16 protein-coding genes are annotated in these 16,873 nt (G+C 62.1%); 6 read left to right on the top strand and 10 right to left on the bottom strand.

Features of this window, described 5'->3' with window-relative positions:
- Positions 1-2: 2 nt before the first annotated feature.
- From HCO70_RS10760 to lptF, 3 genes are read right to left on the bottom strand one after another with little or no spacing between them, the layout of a single operon-like run.
- Positions 3-2,180, bottom strand: coding sequence for an LPS-assembly protein LptD (locus HCO70_RS10760; protein WP_172295729.1), 2,178 nt, complete (start codon positions 2,178-2,180; stop codon positions 3-5).
- Complete coding sequence (lptG, locus tag HCO70_RS10755) at positions 2,180-3,277, bottom strand: LPS export ABC transporter permease LptG (RefSeq protein ID WP_172295727.1); 1,098 nt, start codon at positions 3,275-3,277, stop codon at positions 2,180-2,182. Before lptG ends, HCO70_RS10760 begins: the two co-directional genes overlap by 1 nt.
- Entirely contained in the window at positions 3,274-4,404 is a 1,131-nt protein-coding gene (gene lptF, locus HCO70_RS10750; protein ID WP_172295725.1) for an LPS export ABC transporter permease LptF, read from the bottom strand. Before lptF ends, lptG begins: the two co-directional genes overlap by 4 nt.
- A 126-nt stretch (positions 4,405-4,530) precedes the next feature.
- On the opposite strand from lptF, the gene HCO70_RS10745 reads away from it, so the two are divergent.
- Both HCO70_RS10745 and HCO70_RS10740 read left to right on the top strand, forming a co-directional pair.
- Entirely contained in the window at positions 4,531-5,991 is a 1,461-nt protein-coding gene (locus HCO70_RS10745) for a leucyl aminopeptidase (protein WP_172295723.1), read from the top strand.
- 35 nt (positions 5,992-6,026) lie between these two features.
- The gene (locus HCO70_RS10740; RefSeq protein ID WP_172295721.1) at positions 6,027-6,488 is read left to right on the top strand and encodes a DNA polymerase III subunit chi; all 462 of its coding nucleotides are present in this window, start codon (positions 6,027-6,029) and stop codon (positions 6,486-6,488) included.
- 117 nt (positions 6,489-6,605) lie between these two features.
- On the opposite strand, the gene HCO70_RS10735 is transcribed toward HCO70_RS10740, so the two are convergent.
- The 5 genes from HCO70_RS10735 to HCO70_RS10715 all read right to left on the bottom strand — a co-directional run bounded on the left by HCO70_RS10735 (position 6,606) and on the right by HCO70_RS10715 (position 10,676).
- Complete coding sequence (locus HCO70_RS10735; RefSeq protein ID WP_172295719.1) at positions 6,606-7,619, bottom strand: hypothetical protein; 1,014 nt, start codon at positions 7,617-7,619, stop codon at positions 6,606-6,608.
- A gap of 159 nt (positions 7,620-7,778) precedes the next feature.
- Complete coding sequence (locus HCO70_RS10730; protein WP_172295717.1) at positions 7,779-8,768, bottom strand: methyltetrahydrofolate cobalamin methyltransferase; 990 nt, start codon at positions 8,766-8,768, stop codon at positions 7,779-7,781.
- Positions 8,765-9,427 carry an HAD family phosphatase gene (locus tag HCO70_RS10725; protein WP_172295715.1) on the bottom strand — a complete coding sequence of 221 codons (663 nt, stop codon included), beginning with the start codon at positions 9,425-9,427 and terminating at the stop codon, positions 8,765-8,767. The genes HCO70_RS10730 and HCO70_RS10725 overlap by 4 nt, the downstream gene beginning before the upstream one ends.
- Complete coding sequence (locus HCO70_RS10720) at positions 9,427-10,353, bottom strand: methylenetetrahydrofolate reductase (protein WP_172295713.1); 927 nt, start codon at positions 10,351-10,353, stop codon at positions 9,427-9,429. The genes HCO70_RS10725 and HCO70_RS10720 overlap by 1 nt, the downstream gene beginning before the upstream one ends.
- A gap of 26 nt (positions 10,354-10,379) precedes the next feature.
- Positions 10,380-10,676 (bottom strand): virulence factor, encoded by a 297-nt coding sequence (locus HCO70_RS10715; RefSeq protein WP_172295711.1) that lies wholly within the window; start codon positions 10,674-10,676, stop codon positions 10,380-10,382.
- 245 nt (positions 10,677-10,921) lie between these two features.
- Between HCO70_RS10715 and HCO70_RS10710 the strand changes: the two genes are divergently transcribed.
- Positions 10,922-12,040 (top strand): Ppx/GppA phosphatase family protein, encoded by a 1,119-nt coding sequence (locus tag HCO70_RS10710; protein ID WP_172295709.1) that lies wholly within the window; start codon positions 10,922-10,924, stop codon positions 12,038-12,040.
- Between the two features lie 4 nt (positions 12,041-12,044).
- Here the strand turns inward: HCO70_RS10710 and arsC are convergent, their stop codons facing one another.
- Entirely contained in the window at positions 12,045-12,464 is a 420-nt protein-coding gene (gene arsC / locus HCO70_RS10705) for an arsenate reductase (glutaredoxin) (RefSeq protein ID WP_172295707.1), read from the bottom strand.
- Positions 12,465-12,592: 128 nt separating this feature from the next.
- Here arsC and HCO70_RS10700 point away from each other — a divergent pair, with 128 nt between their 5' ends.
- From HCO70_RS10700 to HCO70_RS10690, 3 genes are all read left to right on the top strand, one after another.
- Positions 12,593-13,294 carry an RlmE family RNA methyltransferase gene (locus HCO70_RS10700; protein ID WP_172295705.1) on the top strand — a complete coding sequence of 234 codons (702 nt, stop codon included), beginning with the start codon at positions 12,593-12,595 and terminating at the stop codon, positions 13,292-13,294.
- Positions 13,295-13,389: 95 nt separating this feature from the next.
- Complete coding sequence (locus tag HCO70_RS10695; RefSeq protein WP_172295703.1) at positions 13,390-14,760, top strand: phosphomannomutase; 1,371 nt, start codon at positions 13,390-13,392, stop codon at positions 14,758-14,760.
- Positions 14,761-14,985: 225 nt separating this feature from the next.
- Positions 14,986-15,354 carry a hypothetical protein gene (locus HCO70_RS10690; RefSeq protein WP_172295701.1) on the top strand — a complete coding sequence of 123 codons (369 nt, stop codon included), beginning with the start codon at positions 14,986-14,988 and terminating at the stop codon, positions 15,352-15,354.
- Positions 15,355-15,414: 60 nt separating this feature from the next.
- On the opposite strand, the gene HCO70_RS10685 is transcribed toward HCO70_RS10690, so the two are convergent.
- A complete protein-coding gene (locus tag HCO70_RS10685) occupies positions 15,415-16,719 on the bottom strand; it encodes an FAD-binding oxidoreductase (RefSeq protein WP_172295700.1) in 1,305 nt (434 codons plus the stop codon).
- Positions 16,720-16,873: the final 154 nt, after the last annotated feature.

The raw sequence follows: 16,873 nt of genomic DNA, 5'->3' as shown, positions 1-16,873 counted from the left end.
CCTCACATTGTGCAACTTCGTGCGTAGGCCCGGCCGTCGCTTCCGAAACCGTTCAGCGCAACCGTCAGTCCCACATCCGTCGTCGGCTCTACATTAGTCGAGGACGTGAAGCTTCGCGAGAGGGAAAGATCGATACTGACGCACTCGTTGTTGTATTCAAGGCCCAGTCCCGCCTCCGCTGCGCTGCCGGAGATCAAGTCGTAGCGCCAACTCGCCTTGCCCGTCCAGTGCCGGTCGAACCGGTAAGCCATGTCCAGCTCCCACTCCGAGATATCTTCGGTCCGGCCAACGCTCGGTGCTGCGACGGACCAGATATAGCTGGCGCCCGCAGTCAGCCTTTGACCGAGGTAGCTCAAACGTGTCTCGGACTTGGTGAAGTCAAAGCCGTTGTCGAAGAGTGACCGGTTGCTCAGGCTCAGCCGCTCGGCAATTTCGACACGTCCGGCGACCAGCCAGTCAGAGACGGTTCCGTCCAGCCCGGAGGACGTCGAGAACAGGTCCGGGTCGGTTGCGCGGAATATCTTGCCGACGGACACGGCATATTCCTGGCCCGACGGGGTGTAATGCGTCCAGGCTAGGCCAACGGCGGTGCGCAGCCCGGTCTCCCGCACGTCCCGGCCGGGAAACCGGCTCAGTGCCAGTAAGTTGCCCTCGTCGAACTCCACCAGCGTGCTGTCTTCGTTGGGGACCGTGTCGTCGCCGTAGCTTTCGGACCAGGCGACCTGCACCATGGGTTCCAGCACATCGCGTCCGCCATTTGCTGCAGTTCGTGCCAATGGCCAGCGCAGCTCCATCGCCGCCGTCGGTGTGACGCGGACCAGCTCCGTGTCGAGGTTCGGGTCCTGCCCGACAATGTAAAAATCGCCGGCGATTTCGCCTTCGACCCGCGCTATCATGCCGTTGCGCAGCAGCCAGTTGCGGTACCAGCCAAGCTCGGCCGTGCTTCTGAATACGTCCCGGGCAAGGCATTCCGCAGCCTCGACCGTCACACAGCTCGCCGCCAGTGCGGCGTCAACCTCGTCGGCTTCGCGCTCATACCCCATGATGTCGAACAGCACGCGCGCCTCGCCCCCCCAAACATCCGGCATGCGCAGGTCATAGCTGCCGCGAACCAGGTTGGTGGCCAGCGTGTCTTCAATCGGAATCTCGTTGTCGCGAAGGGTTCGCAACGATGACAGCCGCAGGCTGACATACTCGTTTCGCCGTGTCCGTGTCAGTTCGAGTTCGTTCGTCAGCCGGTCATCGTCTGAGAAGTCATAGGTATCCAGGTAGCCGGGATCCGAGACCAGCTGAACGCCCAGGTTCAGCGTGAAATCACCAGGCAGGTAGAACTCACCTCGTCCGAACAAATAGGCGCGAGTCTCGTCCGGCACGATATCGTCGCGCGACAGTGCGCCCTCGAACTCCACGCGGCCAAAGCGAAACGCCTGCCGGTAGCGCCCTTCGAGCGTAGTCGTATTCTGTGCGAGATACGGGGTCAAAAGAATGTCGGCGTGGTCGCCGATGGTTTTGAAGTAGGGCAGGCGTACACCAAAACCGAGCGCTGAGTTTTGCCGAAGCGTCGGATACAGGAAACCCGAGGCGCGGCGCAGCGTCGGATCGGGAAGACGCAACCGCGGCGTCCACAGGATCGGCAGGCCCGCCACCTCGAACCGCGCATTCTCGAAATAAAGCTGGCGCTCCTGCTGATCGTGGATCACCCGCTCCGCACGGATCTGCCACAGGGGCGTCGGACTGCCGGCACAGACCTTGCAGGAAGACGCGACGGTTTTGTGCAATTGCGTGTAGCGCCCGCCGACCCGCTGGATCTCTGCCGCCGCCACCTGCATCTGTTCTTCGATCACCACCCGCGCGCTTTGCATGATGCCATTGCGCAGATCACCCGACAGCTCGCCGTAACGAGCCGTAAAGATCTGCCCGGTGGCATCAATCAGAGTGATCGGCCCGAAAAGCTGCAGCTCGTCTCTCGCCTGATCGTAGATCAGCTCTTCCGCCAGCAGCCGCTGACCGTCGTAGAAGATCTCCACATGCCCGCTGGCGCGCACCTTGTCGCGCCCGTCGAAACTGACGCTGTCGGCGACCAGCGTTGCAAGCCGGTCTTCCTGTGCAAGCGCAGGGCCGGCCAGCAGAAACAAGCCAGCCAGACAACAGCGAAGCAGGTGCCCCCACCCATTTCGCATCAGCCGTCCTCCAGGTTCAGGAGGATGCCCAGCGACAGGATCACCGCCGCAACCGGCACGGTCCAGGCAGCCAGTGCCACTGGCAATTGCCCGTTGTCGCCGAGGATCTGCGCGAAGTTCCGAAGAAAATAGACCGCAAACCCCAGCCCGAGCGCCAGCATCACCATCAGGCCCGTTCGCCCGAACCGGGTGTGCCGCATGGTAAAGCCCGCCGCCACCAGCACCATCGCCGCCATCGTCACCGGCAGTGCCAGTTCGGTCTGCAGCCATACGCGATGACTGCGTGCGGAAAAGCCGGCCTGTTCCAGCTGTTGGATGAAGCCCGGCAGGTCCCAGATCGGCACCGAAGCGGGTGTCCCAAAGCTGTCCTGGATCTGCTGTTCCGTCAGGGTAGAGGGGATTTCGAGCTCGGCATGCGTGGTCGCGTCGCGTTCGGGGTTATCGCTGTCACTCAGGTCCCAGACCTTCGCATCGCGGATCTGCCAAGATCCGCTGGTCAGTTCTGCCGAAGCCGCTTCTATCCGCTGGCGCGGTGCGCCGTCCGGTTCGAAGGCGATGAATGTAACGTCATATAGCTCGGTACCTTCCAGGTTGGCGCCGGCAGCATGGATCACAGTCTGCCCCTCCGGTCCGCCCTGTCGCAACCACAACCCTTCGCGGCTGACCGACAACACCGAAGCGCCATTGCCTTTCAGTCGGCCGGCCAGGATCTCATATTGCTTCGAGGTGGCCGCTACGATCGGGTTCAGGACGGCCACGGACACCACGCCGATCAGCATCGCCACCAGCACTGGCGAGATCAGGCTTTGCATCGCGGACCGGCCAGAGGCGCGGGTGATCACCATTTCCGAGGTGCGCGCCAGCGTCAGAAACAGAGTCAGTGTCGCCAGCACCATGATCAGCGGCAATATCGCGTACAGGCCCTGCGGTACGTTCAGCAGTGTCAGCTTCAGTATCTGCAGGAACCCGACCTCTCCCGTTTCGAACTTGCGAATCTGCTCCACCATGTCGAGCAGAACGAACAGCGCAAAGAATATCCCGAAGACACCGAGGAACGCTGTTAGAAACCGGCGCGCGAAATACATGTGCAGGATCATGCGCCCGCCTCCTGTCCGCGTCGGCGGCGGAACAGGTTCGGCCGGTCTGCGACCCACAACAGCGCCAGCACCACCACAAGGCCAAGCACACAGGCGCCATAGGCAGCGAACCACATCGACGGATCGTTGCGCGCCACGTCAGCGAAAGCGTTATCAAAGCTCTTTACGACCGCAATCGCCACCAGCGCCCCGAAGATCTGCCGCCAGCGTCCGAAGCGCGAGAAATTACCGATCAGCATCGCGGAAAAGCCGACCAGCGGCGCAAGCACCGCCAGCAGCGCCTGCGTGATCCGTCCGTGCCCTTCATACATCATCCGCGCCGCAGATTCCCCGGTTTCCTCCATCCCGGCCGCGGTCGGCCAAAGCAGTTCCGGAGTCGTCATCTCCTTCACGCTGCGGCCGCCAGGCTCAAACGCATCGATCAGGCCAGAGATGTCATAGGCGAAGTCATCGAAACTCGTGGTCGAAAGCCGCTGGCTTTCGATCTGCAGCCTCTGCGCCATGCCATCGAACATCACCAGCTGCGGCCCGCCGTCGCTGCGGACCAGCAAAGCCTGCCGCGCCGTGTAGGTCACCCGCTCGTCCGGATTGCGCGCGTCCGACAGGAACACGTCGCGCAGGTCACCCTGCGGCGTGATCTCACGGATATAGAAGGTCACACCACTCGCCGGATGCAGGAACTGGCCCTCGGTCAGCAGCCGGGCAGAGATGTTCTCGGCAATCTCTCCCTGTCTCTGGTTCAGCCGGATGATCGACTGCGGCACCAGGTAATGTGTCAGCACCGACATCATCGCGCCGACGATCAGCCCGAAGATCAGCACGGGCCGCACCATCCGGTAAGGCGAAAACCCGGTGGCCTGAACCACGACAAGCTCGCTTTCGGCGGTCAGGCGGTTGGCGACATAGACCGAAGCGGCAAAGCCCGCGATCGGCAAGACCAGCCGGATCACGTTGGGCAGGGAAAGGGCCGTGAATTCGAAGAACACGCTGGCCGCCTGGCCGTTCGCGATCAGCTGATCGAACAGCACCACCGCCCGGTTGATCCAGTAGATCAGCACCAGAACAAGGGCGAAGAACCCGAACAGCATCATCAGCTGAGACAGGATATATCTGTCGAATCGTGCCACGTTCCGCCGGTCTGCCGCCCGTTTTGAGGCAGGTTATCGTATCGGGCAGGAGGGGCAAACTGATAACTGGCAAATCTGGTTGCCCGGCGATAGGTAGATACAAACACTGGATGGAGCGACCGCGCTATGACCTCACCCGTATCCCTTGAAATCGCCGAAATCGACCTCGACGCCATCGCCGGCTTCGAAGGCCGCGTCGTGCTGATCTGCGAGCCTGACGGCAAGCTTTCGCAGCCCGCGCGCCGCGTGAACCGGCTGACGAAAGGGGCACTCGAGCGGTTCCTGGGGTCCGAACGGTTCAGCAACATGAAGGAAGGCGATGTCATCGACATTGCCTATCCGACGGGGATGGCCGCGCTGTCATTGCAGGTGATCAAGCTATCGCGCCGCGCGCCAAAGAGCGTCGCGCGAAAGGCTGGCGGAACGATTGGAAAGTGGAAGTACAACAAGGACCTTCTGGTCATTGCCGGTGCCCTGAAGGAGGTCGAGGACCTCCTCCTGGGTCTCGTCCTCCGCGTCTATGCCTTCACCGCCCACTTGACCGCCGAGGAGAAAACCGAGGGCGCCGTCACCGCCATGGTGTCGAAGCCTGACGATGTCTCGCCCGACGCGATTCTCGCGCTGGCCGAAGGTGTGTTCTTCACCCGCGACCTCGTGAACGAGCCGTCCAATATCCTGACGACCACCGAATTCGCCAATCGCCTGCAGGGCCTGAGCGACCTTGGTGTCGAGGTCGAGGTGCTGGAGGAAGCCGACCTTGAAAAGCTCGGCATGCGCACACTTCTGGCCGTGGGGCAGGGCAGCGCAAGCCCGTCCAAGGTCGTCGTGATGCAGTGGAAGGGTGGCGGTAAAGAGGCGCCCTTCGCTCTGGTCGGCAAGGGCGTTGTCTTCGACACCGGCGGCATCAGCCTGAAACCCGCCGCCGGCATGGAAGACATGACCATGGACATGGGCGGCGCCGGAACGGTTTCCGGCGTGATGAAGACGCTGGCCCTGCGAAAGGCAAAGGCAAATGTCGTCGGGCTCGTCGGCCTGGTCGAGAACATGCCCGACGGCAAGGCGCAGCGCCCCGGCGATGTGGTGAAATCCATGAAGGGCGACACGGTTGAAGTGATCAACACCGACGCCGAAGGCCGCCTCGTCCTCTGCGACGTGCTCTGGTACGCGCAGGAGCGGTTCAAGCCCGTCGGCATGATCAACCTCGCCACCCTGACGGGCGCGATCATCATCGGCCTCGGCCACGAGATGGCGGGCGTCTTCTCCAACAACGACGAGCTGGCCGATGCCTTTTTGACGGCCGCGAAGACCGAGGGCGAGGGCGCCTGGCGCATGCCCTTGGGCGAAGGCTACGACAAGCTTCTCAAGTCCAGCGTCGCCGACATGAAGAACGTCGGCGGCCGCCCCGCCGGCTCGATCACCGCCGCGCAGTTCCTCAAGCGCTTCGTCAAGGACGACGTTCCCTGGATCCATCTCGACATCGCCGGCGTCGCCAGCCTCAAATCACCCACCGATCTTGCGCCCAAAGGCGCCACCGGCTGGGGTGTGCTGGCGCTGAACCGGCTGATAGTGGATGGCTATGAAGCATAAACGTTGTCGCGTAATCGCTTAATCCAAAGGAAAAAATGGGCGCCGCGTATTTCTACCACCTGACTCGCGCACCGCTTGAGGCGACCTTGCCGATGCTTCTTGGCAAGGCACGCCAGGCGGGCTGGCGCGTGGCGGTCCGCGGCACCTCCAAAGACCGCATGACGTGGCTCGACGATAAGTTGTGGCTCGGACCGGAAGAGCAGTTCCTGCCCCACGGCCTTGCCGGCGGAGAGTTCGACGCCGATCAGCCGGTTTTGCTGACAACGGCACCGGAAAACCCGAACAACGCTCAATGCCTGATGACGATCGACGGCGCCGGAGTTGCCCCCGAGGAAGTCAACTCGGCCGAAAGAGTTTGCATCCTCTTCGACGGTAACGACCCGAGCGCGGTGGAAACGGCCCGTGGCCAATGGCGTGAACTCACCCAGGCAGGCTGCGCCGCGCAATACTGGAGCCAGGAAAGCGGTAACTGGGCAAAAATGGCGGAGAGCAACTAGCATGTTCGTGCAAAAGTTGGCCAGCGTTTGCACCATTGAAACGATTCGACAGTGTGAATGGTCGCCGGGTTGAAGCAGAGGCCGGCGTCGCGCCAAGATCGTCTTCGGTGCGCTAGATTACGGTGTTTGGGGTGCCTTCACGACTTTGTGGGTAAAAGATTTTGATTTGCCTCCTTGTGCGCTCGTATTGATGATTTCGATACTAAGGTCGCCTTCCGTTTTGATATCTTCGGCGGCAAGAGTGGTGGTTATCACATTCGTTTCCTTGTCAAAACTGGAAGGACGGATCTTTTCGTTAACCCTGACTTCACTGGATTCCGTGAAGCCAGTTCCCATTATTCTAATTGTCGGGTCATTGGTGCCGGCCAAAGTTTCAGGCGGTTCAATTGATCTTATTTCCGGTGCCTCTTCTTTGAGCTTGTCGGCGCGTTTGGCATTCTCGTCCGACCGGAACAGCGTTTCGAACAGGTCATTGAGTTTGTCAGCAGCTTGTTTTGAGAACATGCCCGCCATTGCCGCGATAGCGGCAAGCCCGAATGGACCGGTCGGCATATCCGCAGTATTCTCGACTTCTGTGAGCGGATTGTCCAAGCCGCTGCGAACAAGAAGATAGAATATCAAGGCCAAGCCCATGCCGATCGGTAGGCGAAGGAAGTACCACCAGCCCCAACTTGATTGAAACGTCCGGTTGCCGACAAACGATGAGAATGAAGTCGCCACGTAAACCGCACTGCCGATTCCGCCCGCGAGTAAAATTATTAGCATTGTCCGCGGTTCTGTTGGCAACTCATCGCAGATCTTGCAGGGCCAAAACGTTCCCCAATTCATTGCGAGTCGAACAACCTGGTGTTCTGCGTTGCCTGACTCTTCACCCGCCGCGCCGTTCGTTGTTGGTGTAGGAGCGGCGGCATTAGTAGGCCCGATCGAATTGTTCGTTGAACCGGTCCTATCATCGACGACATCGGAGTCTTCGAGAGTAGACACGCCTTGAGCCACTTGGTGTACTGCAATTTCCGGGGCAGCGCCGCTTGTCAGTGTGGCTAACTCGTAGACCGGCCAGAGTCTGATTAACAATGCAAACGCCAGAAAAGAGAGAATCAAAAGAAGAGCGCCAATGAAAAACCTTAACATGAACAGATCCTCAATGATTTCTTGAAATCAAAATCCTTTTTTATTCACGTCGATAATAAAGTATTTTCCTGCAGATACTACAAAAACATTCGCTGCAATGCTTTGCGCGACCACTGATAAATCGGCGGCATTTAATTTCAGTAGGTTAGAATATTATTTTCAGCCAGCCCGCCGCCGACCGCCACGACGTCCGCCACGCCCGCCGGAGGCAGCAGCCGCTTCCCGGCTCGCGTCGGCGAACGGCGTCCCGGCCTCCACCGCGTCCAGCACCCGGGAAAACTTGATCCACTCACCGCCGTTCGGGTCGTTGTTCATCAGGAAATTCGCCGCGCGGATCGCTTCCATCTCGACCGACCGCACCGGGTTCATGATGGCAGAAGTCATGCCGGCGCAGATCGCCATCGGCAGGAAGGCCGCGTTGATCCCGTGCCGGTGCGGCAGCCCGAAGGAGATGTTCGACGCCCCGCAGGTCGTGTTGACCCCCAACTCGTCGCGCAGCTTCCGCACCAGCGTGAACACCTGGTGCCCCGCCGTGGCCATCGCGCCGATCGGCATTACCAGCGGATCCACCACGATATCATGCGCCGGAATGCCATAATCCGCGGCCCGCTCAACGATCTTCTTCGCCACGGCGAAGCGCACCTCGGGATCTTCCGAGATCCCGGTATCGTCGTTCGAGATCGCCACCACCGGCACGTTGTATTTCTTGACCAGCGGCAGAACCAGTTCCAGCCGCTCTTCCTCACCGGTCACCGAGTTCAGCAGGGGCCGGCCTTCGGCCATCGCCAGCCCGTTCTCCAGAGCTCCCGGCACCGACGAGTCGATGCACAGCGGCACATCCACCAGCGACTGTACCTTCTCGACAAGCTGCTTCATCAGCATCGGCTCGACGAAGTTGTTGTCGGCGTAGCGGGGATCCTCCGCCATCTTGTTGGTGAAGACGGCGCCGGAGTTCACGTCCAGCACCATCGCGCCACAGGCCACCTGCTCCAGCGCGTCCCGTTCCACGGTCGAAAAGTCGCCCGCCTCCAGTTCGGCGGCCAGCTTCTTGCGGCCAGTGGGGTTGATGCGCTCGCCGATCACGCAGAAGGGCTCGTCGAACCCGATGGTAACGGTCTTGGACTTGGACTCGACGGTGGTGCGGGTCATGCAAGGGCTCCTGTTGGGGCGTCGAGCAATGGCTCGAGGGCCGGATCGTTGAAATCTTTGATCGTCATCCGCGCGCCGGCAGCACGCAGCGCCTCGTCTGTCAGGGCGGACCTAACGCCGACCGTGTAGGCACCCGCCGCCGCGGCGGACCGTACCCCGGACGGGCTGTCTTCGAAGGCGATGCACTGCTCGGACATCACACCAAGCTGCCGCATCGCTTCCGCGTAAGGGTAGGGGTCCGGCTTGCCCCTCGGGCATTCCTCTCCGATCACCAGAACCTCGAAGTGCCGGCGAAGCCCGATAGCTTCCAGCATCGCCTCGGCATTCGGGCGCATCGCATTCGTGACCACGGCCTTCTTCCAGCCCTCGGCCTCTGCGCGTTCCAGCAGCGACGCCACGCCGGGCGTCGCCGGGTAGGGGCGGGGCAGGCGGCGGCGAAACTCGGCTTCCTTCTCATCTGAAAGGCTCTGAGGATCCGTCACCTCCGGCAGAAACTCCCGGAAAACGTCCGCGTTCAGCCGTCCATGCACATGCGCATGGTAAAAACCCTCCTCCATGACCCGGCCATGACCTTCCCAAAGTTCACGGAAGACCACCTCGTGGATCGGGTCGCTGTCCAGCATCGTCCCGTCCAGATCGAAGAGGAGGGCTGGCGCCATCAGTTGACGGCCCGCAGCGGCGCGTCCGCGCCCAGCAGCACGTTGGCGTAGTCGGCGCAGGTCTTGATTCCGCCCAGCGGAAAGAAATGCACCTGCTCGATGCCAAACTCCGGATTGGCCGCCTTATGCGCCGCCAGTTCCGCCAGCACATCGTTCGGCTCGTAGGGTAGCACCAGCTTGGTCACATCCGCCGCCCGCTTCTGCAGCACCTTCAGCGACGGGCCGACACCGCATGCAATGGCGAACTTGATCATCGTCTGCAGCTTCGCCGGTCCGGCGATGCCGATGTGGACCGGCAGCGAAATTCCCTCCGCCTGCAGCCGTTCCACCCACGCGATGATCGGCTGCGCCTCAAAGGCGAACTGGGTCGCCAGCGCCATCTTCGCGTCTGTGCGCTCGGAAAACGCCTGCTTCCAGCGCAGGGCATCCAGAACGTTCCGGTCCGACCCATCCGGATCGATGTCCTTGTTCCCTTCGGGGTGCCCGGCCACGTGCAACCGCTCGAACCCGGCCTTGTCGAACAGCCCCGTTTCCAGCAGCTGCATCGAAGAGTGGAAATCGCCCACCGGCTGCGCCACGCCACCGGCCAGCATCAGCGCCTGCTTCACGCCGGCCTCGCCCTGGTAGCGTGCGATCCAGTCGGCGAGCGTCGCCTCGTCCTTGATGATCCGCGCCGGGAAATGCGGCATCACCGGGAAACCGTCCTCGGCCAGCCGTTTCGCCGTCGCGACCATGTCCTCGATGGGCGTCCCCTCGATATGCGCGATGTAGACGCGGGTGCCTTTCGGCAGCAGCGACTTGAAATCCTCGACCTTGGATGCCGTGCGCGGCATCACCTCGATGGAATAGCCGGACAGAAACGCCTGCAGGTCCGCCGATCCTGCCTGACCGCCCTTTGCGGGCTTACGGAAATTCAGCAAAGCCATTGCGGCCCTCCATAGCTCCTGCGGGCTCATGCCCATCCGTCGTTGTCGATCAGCGCCTTCAGCCGCGCCGCATCGTATTCCGCATCGAGCCGCGCGATCTCGGAAGCCGCGACATCCGCGTCGGCCCCCTCCACCTCATACGGCTCGCCCTTGCGCCATTCTGCCAGATAAGCGTCGGTATCCCGCGCCCCGGCCTTCATGGCAGCCCGGTCGATCGCCTGTTCGAACCGCTCCGGCAGCACCGCCTTTGCTCCGCGCCGACCCTTGCCGGCGATGACCTGGGCAGGGATATCCCGCCAGTAGACGATGGTGATCTGCGCCATGTGCGATTCCCACGAACTTTCGCCGCTTCTACGCGCGGCGGCGCGCGAAACGGTGCTGTTTTTCGACAACCTATGTGCGTCTTGCGACGGATGCTCCTGAGGTAGCATTTTAACCGTTTCGCGGCAAAGCCCGGCAACACGTCTTGGTTTTCATGATTAACATGAGCAGGAGATATGCCTTCCCCTTGCGCGGTGGAACGACGCACCCTAAGCTTGTCGGTAACCTTGAGTTGGAGGGCGGAGTTATGACGCCCAAGCGTCCCGGAGGCGGGGGCGCGCTCCCGGGACCGATCCCGGTCGAGCCCATAGGCCCCGCACGTCCGGACCCGGCAGAGCTGTATGCCGCGCTGGATCTGGGCACGAATAGTTGTCGTATGTTGATTGCCCAGCCAAAGGGCAACCAGTTTCACGTTGTCGACAGCTTTTCGAAATCGGTGCAGCTCGGTGCCGGGCTGGAACGGTCCGGCAGGCTGGGCCGTGCTTCGATGGCGCGTACCGTGCAGGCGCTGCGCATCTGTAAACGAAAGCTCATGAAGCACGAGGTCCGGCGCATGCGCCTCGTCGCGACAGAAGCCTGCCGGCGCGCCACCAATGCCGGCGAGTTCATGCAATACATCCGGCAGGAAACCGGCCTTACGCTCGAAATCATCGAACCCGAGGAAGAGGCGCGCCTCGCAGTCGTCTCCTGCGCGCCGCTGGTCTCGACCAAGACGGATCAGTTGCTTGTTGTCGACATCGGCGGCGGCTCGACGGAACTGGTCTGGATCGACCTCACGTCTGTTCGGCAGATCGACCGTCCCAAGGCGATCATGCGCCTTCATACCGGCTTCAAGCCAACGGATAGCCCATTTCCCCACGCGAAGGTGGTCGACTGGATCTCTGTGCCTCTGGGCGTCGCCACCCTGCGCGACCAGTTCCACGACGTCGATGACGATGCGGCCCGCTACGCATTGATGAGCTGGTACTTCGAAGAGAATCTCGTCGAGTTCACGCCCTATGAACTGAACCAGCAGAAAGAGGGTTTCCAGATCGTCGGCACCTCCGGCACCGTCACCACGGTGGCGGCGTCGCACCTCGGGCTGAAGCGGTACGACCGCAACAAGGTCGACGGTCTGCGTATGACCTCCGAACAAATCGACAAGGTCATCCGTGAATACCTTGCGCTCGGCCCCGTCGGTCGCCGCAACGACCCGCGCATCGGCCGCGACCGCCACACGCTGATCATGTCCGGCGCAGCCATCCTGCAGGCATTGCTTCGCGTCTGGCCGACCGACCGCCTGTCGGTCGCCGATCGTGGCCTGCGCGAAGGGCTGCTCTACGCCCAGATGTCGGCAGACGGCGTGCTGGAAAGCGGTCCGTACTGAGCAGTCAGACGCGGTTTCCCTCCGCGTCGAGCACGATCTCCCCGTCCTCTTTCGTCAGCGGCCCCTCGGGCATCGCTTCCAGCAGATCGAACACCGCTTCGCTCGGTCGGCACAACCGTACCCCTTTGGGTGTGCAGACGATGGGCCGGTTCACCAGAATCGGATGTGCCACCATCGCTTCCAGCAGCGTTTCGTCCGAAACCGACGGATCGGTCAGCCCCATTTCCTCGGCCGGTGTCTTGCTGACCCGCAACGCATCGCGTGGTGTCAGATCTGCCGCCGCGAACAGCCCCAGCAATTGCGGCCGGGTCCATCCCGTCTTCAGATACTCTATCACGACCGGGTCCGCCCCGGCGGCCTCCAGGAAAGCCAGCACGTTGCGCGAAGTGCCGCAATCCGGGTTATGGTGGATCACACAGGCCATCGGGTCCTCCTGGGGCAGATTCGGCGCGTGCCGGCAAGCTGCCAGAGCGCCGCGTGCAGGGCAAAACCTTTCCGGTGTGCTTGACCCCGCGCGCTGCAAAGACGATCTGTGCCGGCAGGAGAAAGCGCATGACAAAGAAAACGAGCGGACGCGGACAGCGGGACCTGCGGGTAAAGGTCAAGACGGCAAGGGGGCGCAAACTGTCTTCTACCCGCTGGCTGGAACGCCAGCTCAACGACCCGTATGTCAAACGTGCGCAGGCCGAGGGCTATCGCGGACGCGCCGCCTTCAAGATCCTCGAACTGGACGACAGGTATCGCTTCCTCGTTCCCGGCGCCCGCGTCGTCGACCTTGGCTGCGCGCCCGGCGGCTGGTGCCAGGTGGCCGTGAAACGCGTCAACGCACTGGGCGAGAAGCAGGGCAAGGCGGTGGGCACCGTCCTCGGCATCGACCTGCAGGAGGTCGAACCGATTTCCGGCGCAGAACTTTACCAGCTCGACTTTCTTGACGATGGAGCCGACGAAAAGGTCAAGGACTGGCTTGGCGGCAACGCCGACGTGGTCATGTCCGACATGGCCGCGGCGTCCTCGGGTCACAAACAAACCGACCACCTGCGCATCATTGCACTCTGCGAAGCGGCGGCGGAGTTCGCCTTCGATGTGCTGGACGAGGGCGGCACCTTTGTCGCCAAGGTCCTGGCAGGCGGGGCGGAGGGCAGTCTTCAGACCCTTCTGAAACAGCGTTTCGACAAGGTCGCGAACGTCAAGCCACCAGCCAGCCGATCCGACTCTTCGGAAAAATTCGTCGTCGCCACCGGATTCCGGGGGTGACGGATCGTTTTCTTTGACGGAAAACGAAGCGGATTATTTTGAAGGGTCGGGGCGGTGGCCGCATTGCCCCCGGACCAGGCACGAGGGGAGTTTCCATGACCGAACTGACTTGCTTCAAGACATATGACATTCGCGGCCAGGTGGGCGAGAACCTGGACGAAGATATCGCCTATCGTATTGGCCGCGCATTTGCGCGGGTCATGAAACCCGGCAAGGCGGTGACCGGCCGGGACATCCGGGACAGCTCGCCCCGATTGCAGGCGGCCCTTTCGCGCGGGCTGGCCGATGAGGGCGTCGATGTGCTGGACATCGGCCTCTGCGGCACGGAAGAGGTCTATTTCGCCACCGATCATTACGGGGCTGGTGGCGGCCTGATGGTGACGGCCAGCCACAATCCCATCGGTGACAACGGCGTGAAACTGATCGGTCCGGGCGCCACGCCGATTTCCCGCGAAAGCGGATTGCAGGCGATGCACGACATGGCCGCCGCCAATGAGTTCGGCGACCCCGTGGCCCGGCCCGGCACCATCACGCCGTCCGATCCCCGCGCCGCCTATGTCCAACGTGTCCTGTCCTTCGTCGAAACCGACAAGCTCGGCACCTTCAACATCCTCGTCAACGCCGGCAACGGCGCGGCCGGCCCGACCTTTGACGCCATCGAACAGGCGCTCACGGAAAAATGCGGCTCCCTCACCTTCATGAAGCTGCACCACACGCCCGACGGCACCTTCCCGAACGGCATCCCCAACCCGCTCCTCCCGGAAAACCGCCCCATGACCGGTGATGCGGTCAAGGCCGCCAGGGCCGGCCTCGGTGTCGCCTGGGACGGCGATTTCGACCGCTGCTTCCTGTTCGACGAGAACGGCGATTTCATCGACGGCGAATACATCGTCGGCCTCCTTGCCGCCGCCATTCTCGCCCAGTCGCCCGGTGAGAAGATCGTCCACGACCCCCGGGTCATGTGGAACACGCAGCGCGTCGTGAAGGAAGCGGGCGGCGAGGCCGTGGTCTCGAAAACCGGCCACGCCCTGATCAAGGCGACCATGCGCGAGGTCGACGCGGCCTATGGCGGCGAGATGTCGGCGCATCACTATTTCCGCGACTTCATGTACTGCGACAGCGGCATGATCCCTTGGCTTCTGGTGCTGGCGCATATGTCGGACACCGGCAAGAAGCTCTCGGAACTGGTGGAAGAGATGCGCGCGCGTCACCCGTCCTCGGGCGAGATCAACTTTCGCCTCTCCGATCCGGAATCCGCCGTTGCGACAGTGGAAGACACCTTCGCGCAAGGCGGCGAGATTGACCGCCTCGACGGGCTGTCCGTTGCATACAAGGACTGGCGGTTTAACCTCCGGAAGTCGAATACCGAACCCGTCGTCCGGCTCAATGTCGAAACGCTCGGAGATGCGGCGCTTTTGCGCGAAAAGACCGACGCGATAAGCAAAAAACTCTCAAAATATAACTGATTAGCAAGAATTTCGTGACAATTCCTTCGTAGCCGGAGTTTCCGGTTGCGGGGATTGGCACTCTCATTATCGTGAGCATGCATGCTATTAAGCATGCATGCTTGCAAGTGCTCATGCAGCTTTGTTCATACCGGCGAGCCGTTCGTGGTCCCCGCGCGCGCCGGTTTTTGTCGTGTCGCTGGGGGCGGCGCACCGGGGACCGGGCAGAGGGAAACGGAGAATTAGATGACTTACCTCAAGACATTGGTCGCGGCGTTCATGTTGACGGTGACGCTGCCCGCACTGGCCGGCGCGGACACGCTGCTCTGGACCATCGGCAGCAACTACGACCGGACAATCAGCCTGGAATTCTACAGCCAGGACCGCAACCATGTGTGGCCGGGCAACGATCAGGTCTACGTCATGGACGCCTATCAGGGCCGGTCCACGTTCAACCTGTCGTGCAATTACGACGAACTGATCTGCTACGGCGCGTGGGAGCGGAACAATTCCAGCACCTATTGGGGCGTCGGGCCGAATGATGGCTACAACTGCGAAAACTGCTGCGCGCGATGCGGCCGCGGCAATGTCGAGGCGTTCGATCTGGTAAGATAGCCGGATCCCGGTCTGCAGGATGTAACGCCCGGCCAGTCGGCCGGGCGTTTTGCGTTGAGCCTAACCCAGCACGGAAAAACTGGATTCCTCGTTGATCGGGCGCTTGCGCGAATAGAACCCGGCGTCGATCTCGTGACCGATATAGGGCAGGGTGAACGTCATCGGTGCCGTGTCGTGGTCGTTGCCGTCCTCACAGTAAGCGACCAGCGCCGCCATCAGCTTGCCCGCGATCGGGGCGTTCTTGTACTGGTTCCCGCTGGTCCCGCAGGCCATGTAATATCCGCCCAGCGAGGACTTGTCGTAGATCGGAATCCAGTCGGTCGAGGCGTCGTAAAGGTCCACCACACCTCGCATCCGGCTAGGAATCCCCAGCGACGGCACCCGCTGCGCATACCGCATCGCCTGCGTGGTCCACTGATCCGTGAAGTTATGGTCGTACTCGGTGTCGCTCTCGGTCCAGTAATGCGGGTCGCATTCCGGATCTTCCGAGCCGATCAGGATGTGGTTGCCGTGCTCCGGCCGGCAATAGCAGGCGATATCGCTGTCCGACACGATGGTGCCGTCATGCTCGAAGTCGAAGCCTTCCGGCGACGGCACATGCACGACCTCCTGCCGCAATGGCCGCGTCGCAATGGTCATCTCGCCGGTCACCCCGGCCATCTCGTTGACAAAGCAGGATCCCGGCCCGGCAACGTTGATCACCACCGGCGCGTGGATCTCCTCGCCATCCGCCAGCTTCACGCCCTTCACTCGGCCGCCATCCTTCAGGATTTCGACCACCTCGACACCCATCCGCGTCTCCGCCCCGTGCAGCTTTGCCGCCGCCATCAGGTTCTGCGCCGACAGCGCCGGATCGGTCACGTAACCGGCGTTCGGCCAGTACACCCCACCGCGCAGCTGCTTGCCGTTCGGCTGCCCGAAGTCCGGGTCATCCTTGGCCTTGGGCGGCGCGTAACTGTCCAAGGAATAGACCGGCAGCCGCTTGTTCACTTCTTCCGGTCCCCATTCCTCGAACGGGATGTTCAGCGCCGCGGAATTCTTGATGTGCTTCGACAGGTAATCGTTGCCCTCGGTCTTCATCACCAGACACCCGGTCTCCCGGAACGGCGCCAGATTGTCGCCGTCGGGCAGTCCCAGATACTCTGCCCAGTCGCGCCAGTAGTGATAGCCTTCCCAGGCGAACGCGGTTCCGTCGAACGTCGAATAGTGCATCCGGATAATCGCGCAGGAACCCGCGGTCGAACCGTGCCCCGCCTGCTGGTTCCGGTCCAGCGAAAGGGTCTTCCATCCGGCCTTGGCCAGTTCGAATGCAGTGGCCGCGCCGATGACTCCGGTGCCGATGATGATTGCGTCGGGAGTGCTCATTCATGTCCTCTTTGGCATTTGAACGGGACGGTGTCCCAGCTTCTTTAGGGGGTCAAGCGGATGATCTGGCGGACACGGCGCCGAAGGCGGCCCGCTGGCAGCGGCGGGGTGGGATGGAAATTCAGCTGTTTCCCGACTGCGCGGCAGGAACGGC

The organism is Pseudoruegeria sp. HB172150 (assembly GCF_013184805.1).
In the GTDB taxonomy this organism is placed as follows: domain Bacteria; phylum Pseudomonadota; class Alphaproteobacteria; order Rhodobacterales; family Rhodobacteraceae; genus Psychromarinibacter.
This window is presented reverse-complemented; position numbering and strand designations above follow the sequence as displayed.

What these genes read in the sequence shown, in the direction of transcription:
- HCO70_RS10760 (WP_172295729.1), bottom strand. Translation starts at nt 2,180, where the DNA reads ATGCGAAATGGGTGGGGGCACCTGCTTCGCTGTTGTCTGGCTGGCTTG.
- lptG (WP_172295727.1), bottom strand. Translation starts at nt 3,277, where the DNA reads ATGATCCTGCACATGTATTTCGCGCGCCGGTTTCTAACAGCGTTCCTC.
- HCO70_RS10745 (WP_172295723.1), top strand. Translation starts at nt 4,531, where the DNA reads ATGACCTCACCCGTATCCCTTGAAATCGCCGAAATCGACCTCGACGCC.
- HCO70_RS10740 (WP_172295721.1), top strand. Translation starts at nt 6,027, where the DNA reads ATGGGCGCCGCGTATTTCTACCACCTGACTCGCGCACCGCTTGAGGCG.
- HCO70_RS10735 (WP_172295719.1), bottom strand. Translation starts at nt 7,619, where the DNA reads ATGTTAAGGTTTTTCATTGGCGCTCTTCTTTTGATTCTCTCTTTTCTG.
- HCO70_RS10730 (WP_172295717.1), bottom strand. Translation starts at nt 8,768, where the DNA reads ATGACCCGCACCACCGTCGAGTCCAAGTCCAAGACCGTTACCATCGGG.
- HCO70_RS10725 (WP_172295715.1), bottom strand. Translation starts at nt 9,427, where the DNA reads ATGGCGCCAGCCCTCCTCTTCGATCTGGACGGGACGATGCTGGACAGC.
- HCO70_RS10720 (WP_172295713.1), bottom strand. Translation starts at nt 10,353, where the DNA reads ATGGCTTTGCTGAATTTCCGTAAGCCCGCAAAGGGCGGTCAGGCAGGA.
- HCO70_RS10715 (WP_172295711.1), bottom strand. Translation starts at nt 10,676, where the DNA reads ATGGCGCAGATCACCATCGTCTACTGGCGGGATATCCCTGCCCAGGTC.
- HCO70_RS10710 (WP_172295709.1), top strand. Translation starts at nt 10,922, where the DNA reads ATGACGCCCAAGCGTCCCGGAGGCGGGGGCGCGCTCCCGGGACCGATC.
- arsC (WP_172295707.1), bottom strand. Translation starts at nt 12,464, where the DNA reads ATGGCCTGTGTGATCCACCATAACCCGGATTGCGGCACTTCGCGCAAC.
- HCO70_RS10700 (WP_172295705.1), top strand. Translation starts at nt 12,593, where the DNA reads ATGACAAAGAAAACGAGCGGACGCGGACAGCGGGACCTGCGGGTAAAG.
- HCO70_RS10695 (WP_172295703.1), top strand. Translation starts at nt 13,390, where the DNA reads ATGACCGAACTGACTTGCTTCAAGACATATGACATTCGCGGCCAGGTG.
- HCO70_RS10690 (WP_172295701.1), top strand. Translation starts at nt 14,986, where the DNA reads ATGACTTACCTCAAGACATTGGTCGCGGCGTTCATGTTGACGGTGACG.
- HCO70_RS10685 (WP_172295700.1), bottom strand. Translation starts at nt 16,719, where the DNA reads ATGAGCACTCCCGACGCAATCATCATCGGCACCGGAGTCATCGGCGCG.